Origin of the sequence: Algoriphagus faecimaris, from assembly GCF_900101705.1 — a bacterium.
Lineage (GTDB): Bacteria > Bacteroidota > Bacteroidia > Cytophagales > Cyclobacteriaceae > Algoriphagus > Algoriphagus faecimaris.
Window position 1 is genome coordinate 1 of record NZ_FNAC01000020.1, and the last position, 16679, is coordinate 16679.

At 41.7% G+C, this 16679-nt stretch carries 12 protein-coding genes; 5 read left to right on the top strand and 7 right to left on the bottom strand.

The genetic code is table 11. The annotated features are described in order from the left end of the window. Positions 1-2: 2 nt before the first annotated feature. On the bottom strand, positions 3-1106 hold the full coding sequence (xerA, locus tag BLQ57_RS11520) for a site-specific tyrosine recombinase/integron integrase (RefSeq protein WP_092824103.1): 1104 nt from the start codon (positions 1104-1106) through the stop codon (positions 3-5). A gap of 302 nt (positions 1107-1408) precedes the next feature. Here xerA and BLQ57_RS21150 point away from each other — a divergent pair, with 302 nt between their 5' ends. Beyond that, a complete protein-coding gene (locus tag BLQ57_RS21150; protein WP_169712816.1) occupies positions 1409-1582 on the top strand; it encodes a hypothetical protein in 174 nt (57 codons plus the stop codon). A gap of 269 nt (positions 1583-1851) precedes the next feature. On the opposite strand, the gene BLQ57_RS11525 is transcribed toward BLQ57_RS21150, so the two are convergent. The 3 genes from BLQ57_RS11525 to trpS all read right to left on the bottom strand — a co-directional run bounded on the left by BLQ57_RS11525 (position 1852) and on the right by trpS (position 4985). After that, a complete protein-coding gene (locus BLQ57_RS11525) occupies positions 1852-2781 on the bottom strand; it encodes an NAD-dependent epimerase/dehydratase family protein (RefSeq protein ID WP_087939838.1) in 930 nt (309 codons plus the stop codon). A gap of 440 nt (positions 2782-3221) precedes the next feature. Further along, positions 3222-3872: an inorganic diphosphatase gene (locus BLQ57_RS11530; RefSeq protein WP_087939837.1), complete on the bottom strand. Its 651-nt coding sequence runs from the start codon at positions 3870-3872 to the stop codon at positions 3222-3224. 138 nt (positions 3873-4010) lie between these two features. Further along, on the bottom strand, positions 4011-4985 hold the full coding sequence (trpS, locus tag BLQ57_RS11535; protein ID WP_087939836.1) for a tryptophan--tRNA ligase: 975 nt from the start codon (positions 4983-4985) through the stop codon (positions 4011-4013). A 69-nt stretch (positions 4986-5054) separates the two neighbouring features. Between trpS and BLQ57_RS11540 the strand changes: the two genes are divergently transcribed. The 3 genes from BLQ57_RS11540 to BLQ57_RS11555 all read left to right on the top strand — a co-directional run bounded on the left by BLQ57_RS11540 (position 5055) and on the right by BLQ57_RS11555 (position 11497). Continuing rightward, positions 5055-6146, top strand: coding sequence for a DUF1573 domain-containing protein (locus BLQ57_RS11540; RefSeq protein ID WP_087939835.1), 1092 nt, complete (start codon positions 5055-5057; stop codon positions 6144-6146). Positions 6147-6170: 24 nt separating this feature from the next. After that, positions 6171-9923, top strand: a complete 3753-nt coding sequence (locus BLQ57_RS11545) for a T9SS type A sorting domain-containing protein (protein WP_087939834.1) — start codon at positions 6171-6173, stop codon at positions 9921-9923. Positions 9924-10378: 455 nt separating this feature from the next. Then, a complete protein-coding gene (locus BLQ57_RS11555) occupies positions 10379-11497 on the top strand; it encodes an acyloxyacyl hydrolase (RefSeq protein ID WP_087939832.1) in 1119 nt (372 codons plus the stop codon). Here BLQ57_RS11555 and BLQ57_RS11560 read toward each other — a convergent pair whose 3' ends face one another. Beyond that, positions 11498-12703, bottom strand: coding sequence for an acyl-CoA dehydrogenase family protein (locus BLQ57_RS11560; protein WP_087939831.1), 1206 nt, complete (start codon positions 12701-12703; stop codon positions 11498-11500). Positions 12704-12823: 120 nt separating this feature from the next. Here BLQ57_RS11560 and BLQ57_RS11565 point away from each other — a divergent pair, with 120 nt between their 5' ends. Next, the gene (locus BLQ57_RS11565; RefSeq protein WP_087939830.1) at positions 12824-13783 is read left to right on the top strand and encodes a tryptophan 2,3-dioxygenase family protein; all 960 of its coding nucleotides are present in this window, start codon (positions 12824-12826) and stop codon (positions 13781-13783) included. A gap of 14 nt (positions 13784-13797) precedes the next feature. Here the strand turns inward: BLQ57_RS11565 and BLQ57_RS11570 are convergent, their stop codons facing one another. Together BLQ57_RS11570 and BLQ57_RS11575 are read right to left on the bottom strand one after the other, a co-directional pair. Then, positions 13798-15402, bottom strand: a complete 1605-nt coding sequence (locus tag BLQ57_RS11570) for an amidohydrolase family protein (protein WP_139162717.1) — start codon at positions 15400-15402, stop codon at positions 13798-13800. A gap of 3 nt (positions 15403-15405) precedes the next feature. Then, positions 15406-16467, bottom strand: a complete 1062-nt coding sequence (locus tag BLQ57_RS11575) for an alpha/beta hydrolase (RefSeq protein ID WP_087939828.1) — start codon at positions 16465-16467, stop codon at positions 15406-15408. Positions 16468-16679 lie beyond the last annotated feature (212 nt).

Below are 16679 nucleotides of genomic sequence, written 5' to 3' on the forward strand. Positions count from 1 at the left end.
ATCTATAAGTCATCAAAGGGACTTTTCACCTTGTTTAAGGTCTTTTGAGATACATGGGTATAGATTTCAGTAGTACTGCTACTTTGATGACCGAGCAGCTCCTGAATGATTCTCAGGTCTGTACCTCCTTCCAGCAAATGGGTAGCATAAGAATGCCTAAGCCAATGAAGAGTGACAGGTTTTTTGATTTTTGTCTTTTTTAATGCTGATTTTAATACTTTTTGAATGCTTCCTTCACTGTAAGGTCTGCCTTCCTGTTGTCCCTCAAACAGATAAATCTTTGGTCTGCAACTTAGGTAATATCGACGCAGCATTTCAATGGTTTTGTCGCTAATTGGTACCATTCGGTCCTTTTTTCCTTTTCCTTTGTTTATTCTTAGTATCCCTCTCTCAGATTCTACATCTTCGAGTTGCAGATTCAAAAGTTCCTCCCGCCGAAGCCCACAAGCATACATTAAACTGAGCATGGTTCTATGCTTTAAATTTTGATGGGCATGCAGAATTGCTTTTACTTCAGCTTTACTTAGCACATGAGGTAGTGTTTTTTCATTTTTGGGTCGTTCAATATTAAGGGGGTCAAGCTTTCTGTTTTTTTGTTTTTCAAAAAATTTTTTGACAGCATTGATTATTCCGGATTGATAGGAAACCGAATAGTTATTCTCTAAAATATAATTTTTCTGAAAAATCTGTAAATCCTCGGAATCAATCAGCTGGGGTTCTTTATTGTCCAAAAATCTGAAAAATAGAATTAATCCGGACGCATATTGCTTTATCGTAGATTCTGATAGTCGCCGATTTCTCATATAATCGACAAACTTCATTATATCCGATTTTCGATCTTCAGAAAGTCTGGGGAGGAGATCTGAGGGGGCTTGCTCTATTTTCTTAAACCCTGAATAATCAAGCCAGGCTTTTCCTTTAAAAGCGGAAAGCAGGTCCGAAATGATGGAATCGGAATGGGGCAGAATCCATGCGCGCAGACTAGGACTCCAAGTAGCTCCCGAAAAGGTCTTTATCGTACGGATCAAAAGCGGATCATAGTTAAACTGCACATGGATTACAGGTTTCTTTTTACTTCCGGCGCTTTTGACTCTGATTGTCTGCATGTCGGTAAAAATAAACGATGGATTAAATTACTATTTTTTTGGAAAAAGAGCAGGTTTGAGATTAAAATTTTTAGTTTGATTTTTGCCTCCAGCCTCACAGGGTTAAGGAAGGTTGTTCGAGATTTGAAATCTCGAACTCTTATCCTAGGATTTGTAATCCGAATTGAAACAGGTCGCGCCTTCAGCGCTCTTGTAATGATCTGACTCTTTTGCCCCAAATTGCATTTGGGGCTCTAATTTTTTGCGTCTTCAGCGTATTTAGGTAAACCAACCCTCCTGAGGATTAGGTTTTAACTGTGATTATGAAAAAGGGAAGTCTTCTAGTTGTGACTGGAGATCCATCGAGGGCGGACGGGCTACTCATCACTGTGATGTGGTTAATCCGAAAGATAATAGAATGGACCGGTATTGAGATTTGTGGTTTTTGGTCCTTTTGGGCTAAGCCAAAAGGACAAGAAAAGGAACAAGTAATCTAATCGGCACCGAATGGAAAATAGTCTTGAGAACCTCAATATTGGCTTGATTTTTACCTATTCGCTGAACCCTCCAAGGGATTGGTTTTTTTGAATATTGTGAAAAAATATTATCCTTCTTTTCGAATAAGCAAAACCCTTGGAGGGTTTTGATAGCGTGGAACCCTCCAAGGGTTTATCATTTGAAATTGCGATTTACATGGTTCAACTTCTAATGTTTGGAAGTTTCGAATCCCTTGGAGGGTTTTTAAAAGCTAGGATTGATAGATCACTTACTCCATAGAATCAAGTGATTTATAGGATTCTTCGGGCACGTATTTTTTCCAATTATGCTCTTCCTTAAAACCTAAAACCTCCTTGATTTTTTTGTTGGAAAATAGAGCTTCATGTTCTTCCATTTCTCTGGTAAAAGGAACTCCTGGAAAAAACTGTTCTGCCAATTGCTTACTTGGAATAATAGCCCCATTATGATCATTTCCCGCATTGAATACTTGATAGCCTAAGCCGTCCTTCTGAAGGCATAAATCCACTATCTGACCCAAATCTCTCGCGTCTATATAGCAGAAGGCATTTCGGCGACGCACCTCAGGATGCTTAAAATAATGGGGGAAAAGGGCTACATATTCATGAGGTTCGATGACATTTCCGATGCGCAGGGCATAGATGTCCACTCCGCTGCGGCGCTGAAAACTTCTTGCTGTTTTCTCATTGACTACCTTAGAAAGTCCGTAGCTGTCCATTGGGTCTACATCGTATTCTTCATCAAGTGGAAGTGAATGCGGATCAGTTTGACCGTCTGAAAAGCAAATGCCATAGGTGGTCTCCGAAGAAGCAATGATAATTTTCTTGATTCCCAATTTTACGGCTGCCTCGATTACATTGTAAGTTCCTACTGTATTGACACGGAAGGTTTCATTATCCGGCTTGATTAATATCCGCGGTACTGCAGCAAAGTGGACCACCGCATCAAACTTGGGAACTCCATTTCCTGGCTCCATCTCATCAAATCCCGCATAAGAACTCATGGCATTAAACATCTGACCGGAATCGGTGATATCTGCAGTCAAGTTATCCACTCCAGGAAAGTCCAATGGCGTCAAATCTACATTCATTACCCGATGTCCCTGATTGAGTAAATAGGGGATGACATGCTTACCTGCTTTTCCCGATCCTCCTGTGAAGAATATTCGTTTTTTAGTCATCTGATTTTGTTTGAGAGTTATGGCAATATACTTACTGAAAAATTAAATTGTAAAAGCGAAACGATCTAAATGGAAATGAATTTGCAGGAAATCGGCTGATTCTATTGTAAAATCCGTGTTAGCAATCTGGAGCATTCCAGCAAAAGGCCGCATCTACAGTGTTCTTCAAACATGCTGGCCTTCTTGCCTCAAATGCATTTGGTTTTTTATGTTTTGCGCTTTCAGCACAATTTGGTGGGCGAACCCTCCAAGAGTTTATCGTTTGAGATTTCGATTTACTTGGTTCAGCTTTTATTTTTTGGAGATTCGGAATCCCTTGGAGGGTTTTTGAAAGTCTGCTGTGAGTGATGATCTACAGCGGGCAAACAGACTACTCCTAAGGACGAAAGAAGGTTATTTGCTCCCATGTGACTCGTTTGAGTATCGCTATTCGATATCCATTATGTTTTTTCAGCTAGTTCTTTCTGGTAATTTTCAACAGCCATTTTCAGGTATTCTACAGCATATTCCATTTCCAAAAGAGTACCGAGTTCGACTTTTCCCCTTCCTTTGTAATTTTCCAACCATAAGCGAAGAATTTCCAAAACTCCGGGATAGCCTGTGGATAGGCCTTCGATTGACTTTACATTCAAAATATTACTTTTTGTATCGATTCCGATTAATTTGGAATCTTCCTCACCGCTGTCCAGCATTCTAACCATTCCGATGATTCTCACTTCAAGAATACTTCCTCTTGCTACTGCAGGACCGAGAACAAAAATATCCACTGGATCTCCATCACCGCCGGTCTCTTCAGCAACTAAGGTTTGGGGGACAAAACCATAGTTGGCAGGGTAGGCCAGATAGTCAATCACTCGGGAAGAGTCAGCATTTATTTTTTGCCATTCTAGTTGACCAGTATTCTTGTTTACTTCCCACTTTTCATGAGTACCTGTTGGTATTTCTATCACTACTTGGACCAAGGAGTCTTGCGTAAATGCAGGAATGTCGTCTAGTAGATGAACTTCCTTTGTGGCTTGGATTGCTTCTTCGGAATGCTGTTGGCAGGAGAATAGTAAGAGTAGAAAAATGGGTAGTAGAATAGGCTTCATAGCTTATAGGATATTCAAGTCAAAACTATCAAAACATACATTTGATCAATTCCTGAAATTAAGCCAATTTAGCTTTTGAGATAGAATTGAAAACTTCTTTTTAATCGTGATGAATCCTTGGAAAATATTTTTAGTGCTTTACCTAAACCCTAGCTTCTCCCTTACCTGATTCAAGATTTTCTCACCTTCAACTTTCGCTTTAGCTTCTCCCGCAGCCAATTTAACCTCAATTTCTTCTGGATGACTCATGTAAAAATCAAAGGCTTTTCGCTCTTCTGCATATTTTTCCAGAATCAATTCCAAAAACTCTTTCTTAGCATGTCCATAGCCGAAATTTCCAGCCAGGTATTTTTCTCGAAGTTGGGTAGTTTGTCCTTCATCGGCGATGAGGCTGTAGAGTTTGAAGACATTGCATGTATCCGGATCTTTGGGTTCCTCGAGTGGAGTACTGTCAGTAACGATGCTATTGACATTTTTTTTCAGCTGTTTTTCAGGAAGAAAAATATCAATGTAATTGCCATAGGACTTACTCATTTTTTGACCGTCTGTGCCGGGAATGGTTTTGACAGATTCTGAGATTCGTGCCTCAGGAAGGGTCAAAATATCCTCTTCCACGATTCGATTAAAAGTTGAGGCTATGTCCCGAGTCATTTCCAGGTGCTGCATTTGATCTTTTCCGACGGGAACCAAATCCGCCGAATACAATAAAATATCCGCTGCCATCAGCACAGGGTAGGTGAAAAGCCCGGCATTGACATCGGCTAAGCGCTCTGACTTGTCCTTGAAGCTATGGGCATTGGCCAGCATGGGAAAGGGCGTGAAACAGTTCAAATACCATGTCAGTTCGGCTACCTCGGGACGTCGGGACTGACGGTAGAATACGGTCTTTTCTATATCCAGGCCAAAAGCCAACCAGGCTGCGGCTACTGCCAGGGTGTTTTCTTTTCGCAAAGCTCCATCCTTGGAACTTGTGAGCGAGTGAAAATCTGCGATGAAAATGTAAGATTCCTCGTCGTTTTCTTTTGCCAGTTGGATAGCGGGAACGATCGCGCCCAAGATATTTCCCAGATGTGGTCTTCCGCTACTTTGTATGCCTGTCAGTACTCTTGCCATTGGTCTAATTTTCGCGCAAATTAAATAAATCAGCCTACAATTCGTCTGGATTTATCCGTTATTTGCAGTATGATGACCCGCACAAAATCACTCTTTTTCTTAATTCTATTCATTAGCTTGACTCAAGTAGGTATTGCTCAGGAGCTTCCGCTTTCCAAATTGGTTTGGGAGGTCAATAAGGTGAATTTGGGAACTGTGTTTGAAGAAAGCGGACCTCAATTGGCCACATTCCGCTTTACACATACCCAAGACTCCGTATTTGTATTGGAGAGAGTCTGGACTGACTGTGGCTGTACCACTGCAGAATACACTCAGGATAGTCTGAATGTAGGGGAGGAGGGAATCGTTTCTGTTTCTTTCAATCCCAGCACTACCGCAGGGTATTTTTCAAAGTTGGTCGTGGTCAAGGGGAATCTCCAAGATACGCAAGACACTCTCTACATCGAGGGAGTTTCTATCCCGGCCGTATCTGATCCTGAGTTGGTCTATACAGCGAGAAAAGGAGACTTGGGCTTTCGGCTGTCGAAAGTGAATATGGGAGATGTATTTACAAACGAACCCAAAATCAAGGATGTTGAGTTTTTCAATTTTGGACCTTCTGTTTTCTTTAGGGATAGTCTGCAGGTCTACGGGCCGGAATACATAAGAGTAGATTTGATTCAGGACAGTGTGCCACCCATGACACGGGGCCTACTTCAAATTTCATACAACGGTCAAGAAAAGGGTGATTTGGGATTCTTTGAAGAGGGAATCAGCTTGACTTTTGGAGATTCTATTGCTCAGCAAATGGCGGTTTTGGCAAATGTCTTTGAGTTTTATCCTGCTTTTTCTAAAGAAAACCTGCGAGTCGTGCCTAATTTGTCTATAGATAAAATCGAAATTGATTTGAAAGAAATCTCAGCCAATACGGTTCAAAATCAACTAGTTACATTGACGAATAAAGGTCAGAAATCTTTGGAAATTAAAAAGATACAGGGTAATTGTGATTGCTTGGTTCTGAAAGTACCACAAACTGAATTGGCACCGGGTGAAAGTATGACAATGGAAATCACCTTTGACCCAAAGGGCAGAAAAGGAATCGATCAGCGTAATATTTATATTTTTAGCAATGACCCTTTAAATCCTGTTCAAACGCTAGTGATTAAATCCAGAATCAAGTAAATTCCCGAATAAATTTTACAAGGTATGGTACGCAAGGGCTTATTTTTTATTTTTCTCCTTCCACTCTTTTTGGGCATGATCTCCAAATCAGCCTCTGTGGATACTTTGTTTAGGGTAAAGCCTTATTTACAACTCTTTGGAAAGGGAGAAATTCAAATCACTTGGTTTGCAGATCAACTACTCAGTAGCTCCATCAAGGTAAAAGATGGATCAGGTACGGTGATTTGGGAAAGTGAAGTAGTGGGAGAACTCGTGCCCGAAATCTATTATACTTCTCAAGAAAAAAATCAACTTATCGGAGGCTTATCTCAAGGCTCCTGGCTTTATGGTGACCAAACGTATCGCTATCGGGTGGCTTTGCCAGAATTGGAAGCGGGTAAAAGCTTGAGTTACGAAGTGAGCCTTTCCTCGGAGACCTTCCGCTCTGACTTTAAAACCAAACCGGCTCAAGACTGGGAAAATATCCGGTTTATCGCACTTTCGGATAGTGAAACAGAGCCAAGAGGAAGGGACCGACATCGTCCTTGGGCGCCAGGAACACCACTTCTTCGACCTTTTGGATTGACAGTTCCTGACTTGTGGAAAGAAAAATTTGGATTTATCACTCAAAGTGGGATCGAAATTCCGCATTACCTGCTCAGCGAAACCCAAGGTTATGCAGAAAATTTAAAGGTGATCAAATCCCGAAATCCAGATTTTATTGTGATGCCGGGAGACTTAACCCAAGGCGGAGGCTATCAGCCGGCATGGGATGAGTTTTTCAGACATAATGCAGGGGAATTTGATGAGGTGCTAAGCAAATCTGCCATCATCCCCGCTTTGGGGAATTGGGAAAATTATGGAGGTATCAGCGGGGGGTATCAATACAATGAACGGGGAGAGTTTGCACCTAAGGTAGGGAGAATGCGTTTTCACGCTTATTTCGAGACACCAGAAGAGGACCCGCTTAAAAAACATAGACAGAGCTATTATCGGGTTGATTATGGCCCTGTGACGATCTTGACTTTGGATTCCAGTAATGGAACCCCCGATCAGTCGGCTTCTGATTTCTCTGAGGAGGAAAAAATTTCAGGTAAAGAACTCACCGAACTTGGGACAGATACACAAGAAAATTTTACTGCAGCAGAGTATCAGGCTAATGGCGGGACGGATTTATCAGGCTTTGCACCCGGATCGGATCAGTATGTATGGCTAGAAGAAAACCTAAAACAAGCTTCGGAGTCGGGTCAATTGATTTTTGTCCAATACCATCACATTGCCTATAGCTCCGGTGAGCATGGTGTCCCGCTAAATCATGAATTGGCAATAGGGCAGTCGGGAGTACCTATGCGTATTTTAAATCCACTTTTGGAAGAATATGGTGTAATCGCTGTGCTTAGTGGTCATGATGAGATTTTTGAGCGGAGTTTTGTGGACGAAGACGGAGATGGAAAAGGTATTTTATATTATGATGTAGGTGTTGCTGGAGATGGAATTTTTGGAGTGAAGCGTGACTACGATGCTTTCCTTTTTCCAAAAGTAGATTACAATCCATATAAGGCCTGGACTGCAGATGAGAATTCGACTGAAACTTGGAATACCTCCGGATCAAATCCAGTCCCAACAGATGGAGGGAAACATTACGGGCATTTAGAGGTCAATGTGGTTAAATTGAAGGATGGGGATAAAACCTTTGCTAGAATAGATTTCACGCCAGTTTATGTCTTTCCAATAATGGACGATAGCTACACACTTCAATCTGTCGAAAGGAGGGTATACAACGATGAAGTGAGTATTACGGTAGAGCTTAAAGAAGCGGTAGTCGTCATCGAACCCCAGTTTAAGGAATCCATTCGGGTGGAATTGAATGAAGCTGGAATTGTCGAAACTGTACTTTCCGATTATTTGGAAAATGAAGTACAGGAAGACTGGGAAGTAGTGTACTCGAGATCCACGACCTATACATGCTCGGATTTATCGGGGACAGAAAATGAATTAAAAATCAGCGATTCCAAAGGGAATACTTGGACAAAGGTAGTCAAGGTGGAAGTAGTGGATACTATTGCACCAGACTTTGAAGCCACTGATGCCAATCTGGCTTTTGATAAAACCATTGGCAGTGTGGTCATTGATCCTGAGAGCTTTTATATCCGGACAGAGTTTATTTATGAGAACTGCTTAAATACTTATCCAGTCAATGTAGTTTTAAGCAAAACGGAAATTACCTGTGCTGATTTTAATTCGGATGGGACTTTTGATCCAATTGCTGTGGATATTACGCTGAGCGATCAATCTGGAAATCAAACCACCAAAACCCGAAAAGTAAATCTAAATATTATCGAATCTAAAAAAGTCTCTTTAACTGCCTTGGATCAGTTAATAGAAGGTGGAGAAATAGAACTGAGACTGGGAGAGGAGTTGGAGTACGAGGTGTTGGCTTGGTACAGGTATGGGCAACTGCTGGAAGGAATCAAAGGGAGTTCAATTATTGTGGAAGATCCTGGCTTTTATCAGGCCGATCTCCAATTGCTTAATGGCTGTATAGTCAAGTCGGATGCCTTGACACTGGAGCAAGGGGAGTTTATTTTTCCAGAATTGAAATCTGAGCTTATTCTTGACTTGGATGAAAATGGAAGGGCGGAATTGGAGCCTTCATCCCTGTTTTTGACTTGGCCTTTACCCAATACAGAGTGGACAGTGACGCTTTCTAAATCGGTATTCTCATGCGGCGAATCTGGAGATCAAGAAATAGAGGTGAAAATCATCGATGAAAGCGATCGGGTCTGGACAAAAACGACTAGCGTAGAAGTTCTGGATCGAATTGCTCCAAAGCTTGAGGTTCAAAATATCTCTTTGGATTTAGATGTGACCCTTGGTATTTTGGCGCTGAATCCCGATGAATTGATAGCTTCGGTTTCTGATAATTGTGGAATTGCCAGCAAAAGTATAAGTAAGAGTCAAATTACTTGTGAAGATCTGGGTAAAACACTTGAAATCCTGGTTTTGGTTGAGGATATATCGGGTAACCCAACTGAAAGAATAGCAAAAGTCAGCGTCAATCGATTGGAGTCCAACCCGCTTCAATTAGAAGGAGATTCTCAAATTTGTGAAGGAAGCTCCACCCTGCTTCAAATCAATTCTGATCAAAATTTTGAAGTGTTAGAGTGGAGAAGGAATGGGCAAAAAATTGAAGCTCAGACAGGCCAAAGCCTAGAAGCAAATGAAGCTGGTATTTATCAAGCCTTGATTCGCTATGAAGGGGCGTGCTTATCCGAAACTTCCAATTTTGAATTGACATTGATCCCATTACCTGAAGGAGAAATCGTGCAAGAGGGTTCCAAGCTTTTTGCACCGGAGGGGGCTGCTAAGTATCAATGGTATAGAAACGAGGAAATGCTGGAGGGAGAAACCTCCTCCACCTTGGAGCTTAATCAAATGGGAAGTTACGAGGTGGTTATTGAAAATGAGGAAGGTTGCAGTAGAAGACTCTCCGCTATTGAGGTGACGATTTCGGGTTTACTGTCTAGGCTTGATGTTTTGGACTTGTTGGTTTACCCCAACCCGGGTAGGGATAGAATTCAGGTGAAACTTTCAACTGACTCGGGCCTAAACATTGATCAAGTTGAGCTTTATTCAATAGATGGTAAATATTTGACTAATAATATTTTAATTATAAAAAATAGCGGTTCTGAAATGGAGTTGGAGGTAGAGAAATTGAGTGCAGGGATGTATTTGATTTGGGTTTTAGATGAGGGAGGAAAGTCTCATTTGGGCCGGTTCAGTAAGGTTAATTTTTAAGTTTTCTGATAGTTCGAGGCTGTCTCAAAAGTAAAGTTTGTCACATTGAGTACTGGAGAGACGAGAGTATCGAAATCTAATTGTGGTCCAGAATGATAGAAATAGCCTTCGACTCCGCTACCGATGACAAAGAAGCTTAATATCACAAAATTGGGGTCAGTCCGATCACCCGAAAGACGGGTGTCTGAAGGTACGAGGACGCTTCGACTCCCCTCCGCGCGACCAAAAACTTGATTCAAATCCTAATTTCCGTCATCTCTTTTTGTAAGTTCTCAGAATATTTAAGACTCAGGCTGATATTGGATTGATTTATGAGACAGCCTGTTTTAATTATCCCAAGATATTTTTCTAGATCGGTATTAATAGTGCTTTTGGTTTTGAATACATCTCTTTTAGGTTTAATTCAGGGATTTTTGAATGTGGACTAAGTGTAAAATAGCACTGAAGGCGCGATCATGATAAAATTGCTTGGATTTCGTAACTCTAAGGAATTGATTCAGTTTAATTTCCAAAGAGCCTTGATCATGAAACCTCTTCTATGCATCATTTTTTCTTTCCTTCTTTTCCAATCGGCCGCTGCTCAGGCTATCCGAAAATCCATTGATTTCAATATGCAAGCAGGCTGGATTATTCCGCACAATGCTGAATTGCAGGCCATCTCCCAGACCACTCCTTTGGGCTTGAATCTCCGTTATCAAGTCATGAATAGCAGTCGAGAAAACTGGGAGGCTTGTAATTGTTTTCATTACTTAGGCTTGGGTTTACAGGTTCATGATTTTCAAAATTCAAGAGAACTCGGCAGGGCTTTGACCCTATACGGAAGCTTTCAGCCCATTCTTTGGAAAAGAAATTCCTGGGAATTAGCCTTGGATATGGGGATAGGTGCCTCTTATTTGACACGGGTCTATGATGAAATCGAAAACCCGAGAAATACCTTCTTTAGCGCGCCGCTAAGCTTTTTACTATTCTTAAGACCGGTAATGGCTTATTCTCTCAGCGATCAGGTACAAATAAATACTTCCTTTTATTACAACCACATATCCAATGGGGGGCAGCGTCAGCCCAATCGCGGCATGAATTACTCTATGTTTTCCATTGGAATGCAATATTTTTTGAGCAATCAATCCTTTCCATCTCACACTAAAACGAAAATTGAAAATCGACTGAATACCTATTTAGAACTTGGAGTCAACTCTCGCTCTTCTGCCTCGGGCGGCAGGCAACCCAATTTCACCTTGGGATTGGGAGTTTATCAGCAAGTAGCTTCGGTTTCGGCTTTTGGCATTGGTTTGGATTTAAACAAGGATTTTTCATTGGAAGTGGAGCAAAACCGCTTGGAAGCCTTGATGCCAGCGCCATTTATAGCCCATCACTTTCTTTTTGGACGCTTTGATTTCCAACAGCGCTTTGCATGGTATGCAAAAAAGCCTGCGGATTATCAGGCCGGCAAAAACTTTTATCAGCGCTATACACTGATGTATCATTTGGGAGAAAAATTCAGATTGGGAGTAGGAATGAAGGCCCATGGGCACGTAGCCGAAAACATGGACCTTCGATTGGGTTGGAAGTTTTAATTATTTAAAGGCAGGAATCCCCGTAATCTCATTTCCCAAAATCAACAAATGAATATCATGTGTGCCCTCATAAGTGATCACAGACTCTAGATTCATCATGTGTCGCATCATAGGATATTCGCCCGTGATTCCCATTCCTCCGTGGATTTGTCTTGCTTCTCTCGCAATATGCAGGGCCATCTCGACATTGTTTCGCTTGGCCATCGAAATGTGAACCGTTTTAGCTTTCCCTTCATTCATCATCTTTCCCACTTTCCAGGCCAAAAGCTGAGCCTTTGTGATCTCGGTCAGCATCTCTGCCAGTTTCTTTTGGGTGAGCTGAAATGCTCCAATAGGCTTGTCAAACTGAATACGTTCGGCGGCATATTTTCGGGCCGATTCGTAGCAGTCCATGGCTGCACCAATCGCACCCCAAGCAATTCCGAAACGGGCAGAATCCAAACACATCATCGGAGCACCAAGACCAGATTTTCCAGGCAGGAGGTTCTCTTTGGGGACTTTCACATTATCAAAAACCAATTCTCCAGTACAGGAGGCACGAAGGGACCATTTACTGTGTGTCTCGGGCGTAGAAAAGCCTTCCATTCCTCGCTCGACGATCAATCCGTGAATCCGGCCCTCTTCATTTTTGGCCCAAACCACTGCGATATCTGCTTTAGGTGAATTGGAAATCCACATTTTGGCACCATTTAAAAGGTAATGGTCACCCATGTCTTTGAAATTGGTTGTCATTCCGCTAGGATTGGAGCCATGATCTGGTTCTGTCAGGCCAAAGCACCCCAGCATTTCTCCTGAAGCCAGCTTGGGAAGGTATTTTTTCCGCTGCTCCTCAGAGCCGAATTTATAGATGGGGTACATGACCAATGAGCCTTGGACCGAGGCAGTAGATCGCATTCCGGAGTCTCCACGCTCAATTTCCTGCATGATCAGTCCATAAGCGATGTAGTCTAGTCCGCCACCCCCGTACTCCTCTGGAATCTGTGGTCCGAAAGCTCCCACATCTCCAAATTTTTTGACGATCTCATAAGGAAAATGGGCTTTCTGTGCCCAGTCTTCGATATAAGGCGAAATCTCCCGCTTGACAAAGTCCCGCATCGAGGTTCGAATCAACTTATGCTCCTCTGTCAAAAGATCATCGATATCTAAAAAATCCACCCCTTCAAATGTATCTTGCTTTTGTGATTTTTGGATTCCCTCAGTCCCCATAGTTAATTTGGTTTATTGAATTCTATCAGACAATTTTACCGGGGAGAAAAGCTCCCCGCCTAGACCCGAAATAAATAGATCGCTACTTAAAAAACTATCTTTTTTCCTAAAAGTTGTCCAATGCAAGAAAACCAGTTTGATCCTCAGATTTTAGACAAAATCCATTTGCTTCAGGAAAAATTCAAAGCTTCTGGACAAGATATGCTTTCCTATTTGGAAGGCCTGCTTTATGCAGATTATTTGACCTATTGGGAATATATCAATCTGGATGTATTGCTATCCCTTCAGCAACCCAAAACGAGCTTCAAGGATGAAAAGATTTTCATCATTTATCATCAGATCACCGAACTCTATTTCAAGTTGATTATATCTGAAATGGAACAAATTGCAGATCATAAGCCGCTTTCCCAAGAATTTTTCAAGCAGCGATTGGAGCGAATTCTGATGTACTTGGATCATTTGATTTCATCTTTTGCCATGATGTGGAAGGGGATGGAGAGGGAGCAATTCCTGAAGTTTAGAATGTCGCTACTCCCTTCCTCGGGTTTTCAAAGTGCCCAATACCGGGAAATCGAACTGATGGCAACGGATGCTTTTCAACTGATCGCATTGAGTCGAAGAGAGGAATTTGATTACCATTCTCCATCAGATGATATTTTTGAGCATTTGTATTGGCAGCAGGGAGCGATAGAGTTGGCGACAGGAGAGAAGACCCTGACACTGAAAAATTTTGAGCTGAAATATGGGAAAAAGCTAAAAGAACTGATCGAAAATTACCGAAGGAAAAACCTTTGGCAACGCTATATGGAAATAGAAAAGCCAGAAGAGGAACTCACCGAATTGATGAAGCAGTTGGACCTTAAAGCTAATGTATTTTGGCCTTTGGCTCATTATAAGTCTGCGGTGCGCTACTTGCAACGTGATCCTGTGGATATCGCTGCTACCGGCGGCACCAACTGGCAGAAATACCTTCCTCCGCGTTTTCAGAAAGTGATCTTTTTCCCCGAACTCTGGACCGAAAATGAAAAGGAAGAATGGGGCAAAGGCTGGGTCGTGAAGGAGATTTTTGGGGAAGACTAGATTCCCCAATCTTTTTATTTTGGGTAGTTTTCTATTACAAAGCGCTCCGCATTACCAAAACAAAAATCATTCACAGCCGCCACTACATCTTCCCGTGATTGGAGGTGGTTGAGGTACTTTTTATTTCCTGATTTTCGAGCTTGGTCTATGGCAAAAACCAAATTATTTGCCATCAATTCAAATTCTAATGCACTAGGATAGGGGTCTACGGGGTCGATTAGGCCTTCGAAGTCTGTTCCAATGGTGATGCAATTCCAAACTTGTTCTTTTTCCTCTTCACTTAAGTTGGCATTGGAATAGGCGCTTTTGATGATGGCTTCCAGATTTTCCCAAATCAATTGAATTCCGTTTCGGTTGGGATTTTCTTTCAGGTCTTTTTTAGTGATTCCCAATATTCGCTGATCAAAAGAAAGTCCAAATAGACCTTTAGTTTTCACGATCATCTCGATGTCTTCATCGCACATGTTGATATTCCAGGCATTGAATTTCCCACTGGGATCAGTATAATCATCTTTTTCCTTATCCTCCAGTTCGATATGCTTTTCCAAACTTTCAATTCCCGAATAGGCACAATGAGAAGCGATCACAGGGATTCGATCATCATTGAGTAGGCATTTGTTCACTAAGCTGTAAAATTCTTTACGGGAGCGAGCGCTCATGTGCTTGACATCTATAAGAATTCTATAGCCTAGCGTTGAATCCCGTTCAAAGTTTGAGTCTATGCTCAAAAGCTCTTTAATCACCCGTCTTCCGTCGTTATTGAAACCCCCATTCAGACGCTTTCGCTGATTCAAGAGCAGTTTTCCGGTATCCGGAATAGAGTGGGCATGTCCACAGAGATGATTATCAAAATGATGGGCAAAGGTGATGAAAAACACAGGGTACTTCCAGACCGTCTTGATAAAATGAATACGGTCGGAAATTTCTTCAATCGATCTTACGCGGTCTGTACCCAGAGCATGAGCACCCTCAATGGTCAATACCATGGTGATTTCCTGATCATCGGGCAGTGAGGCTTCCAGTTCCCTCCGGTCTTTAGGAATTCTGTAAGATGCTTTTTGGGCAATGTAGGACTTGGGAAACTGCTGTATTCTCCTCATTTCAGCCCTTTTTCGACCTAGAAACTTTCCTGGAATATGAATTTCATTTTTATCGATTACTTTGCCAGAGTCCATGCTTACAAATTCCAACTCCCGATTAAGGGATTCCCAATAATCATAATCCGGTGATTGGAAAAAATCAACTGCTGCATCGGGGATTCGCATATAGGCTACTTGGATAAAATCCCTTAATGGAAGTTTATGCGAAGTGGCAAAGGCAATCAAAAATTTATACCATTTATCCTCGCCCACTTGAGGCTTCATTCCTTTGACAAATTCTCGTTCTAGCGGGTAGAGGGAGTTGAAGCTCAGCCGCAAATTCGAATTCCAACATTTGACTAGATCCATTTGAGAATAGGAGGCCCCCATTTTTCCAGCTTGGTAATTTCGTCTATTGGAAGCAATGACTGTCCAAGGGCTGAATTTGTCACTACGACGAAATTTACGCTCCTTTTCCTGCATCTGAAAATGAGCCCGCATGTGATTATGACAATGTAGATCTGAAAATTTTCTTCGCATGACTTAAGAGCTAAAAATGGAACCTTCACCTTTGATCACATGGATAATATCCTCCACTACGGAGGGAGAATTGGTATAATACCAGTGATGAACTGTATTGTGAAGCAGTCCTTTATCATCCTGTATGGGGGTGACATCACACTGATAAATATCATCGGGTAGATTGATGGAGTTTTTGGCTCCCCATCTTCCCAGACGATTAAAGGCATTTTTGGTTAATTCCGAAATCCCCAAGGCTTGATCTTTGTTGTGATAATAAACATGCACCCGCTCTCCAAAATCGATCAATCGATAGAGTGGATGGGGCTGTTCGAGGGCATAATAGTCTATATCTGCACCTACCAGGATAATTTCTGCGAAAAGGGAATTGATCTCCATGCCTATATCTACCACTCCCTTGATCATGTTTTCAAGGACGCGATTGCCCATACTGTGACACATGAGATGAATTCTTTGATTGCACATTGGCTTTTTTTCGTCCACAAATTTCTTCTTGAAAAACTCTTTCAGAGAAGCCATGGATCGAGCCAAGGCAAAACCAGACTGTGTGGCATCGTAAGCGTCTGAGCGATATTTGAGAAGTTTCTTCTTGGCAGGCCAGGTGAAGAGCACCAAATGCTTGATAGTGGAACCCTCAGGTTCCACGTATTTTCGATGAAGCTCTGCAAGTGTTTGCATGGCGGTCTCCAAATCCGATTTGAAGCCATGGACAAAAACCAAGATGTCTTCTTGAGAAATCAAACCTTTAGACTTTTTTCCTGCCTTCACTCCTGCATCATAGAGCTCATTAAATACCTGAGATGAAGGAAAAACTGATTTGTTGACATCCTTATCGTCGGCATATTTGGCTAATAAATCTTCTTTAACCTCCGGAATAATCTTGATATTAAAATCATTTAGCTTTTTAGCCTTTACCGGATCGAAGGAAACTGTTCCGTACCTTAGATTATGTCTCGCTTCTTCATCGCCATCTTTCCGCATGTATTCAGTTTCATTGACGGGGATGTAGTTTTTGCTTTTTCGGGAAGTGACCTCCCTGTTGGTAATGATATAATGTGTGACCATAAAATATTTGATTAAAAGAACTGATAAAAGGGGAAATACCTGCCAAAATTTACGCAGGACCTGAAGAGCTATCCTTTACATTGGTATTCTATAAAATTTGCAAATATTATTCTGAATCACAACGGATAATTCAAAATTTATACTTTTCCTCAAGATTACTTTATATTTAACTTTTTTGTAGGTGTGGTAGAATTGGGCTTAATGATGCATTT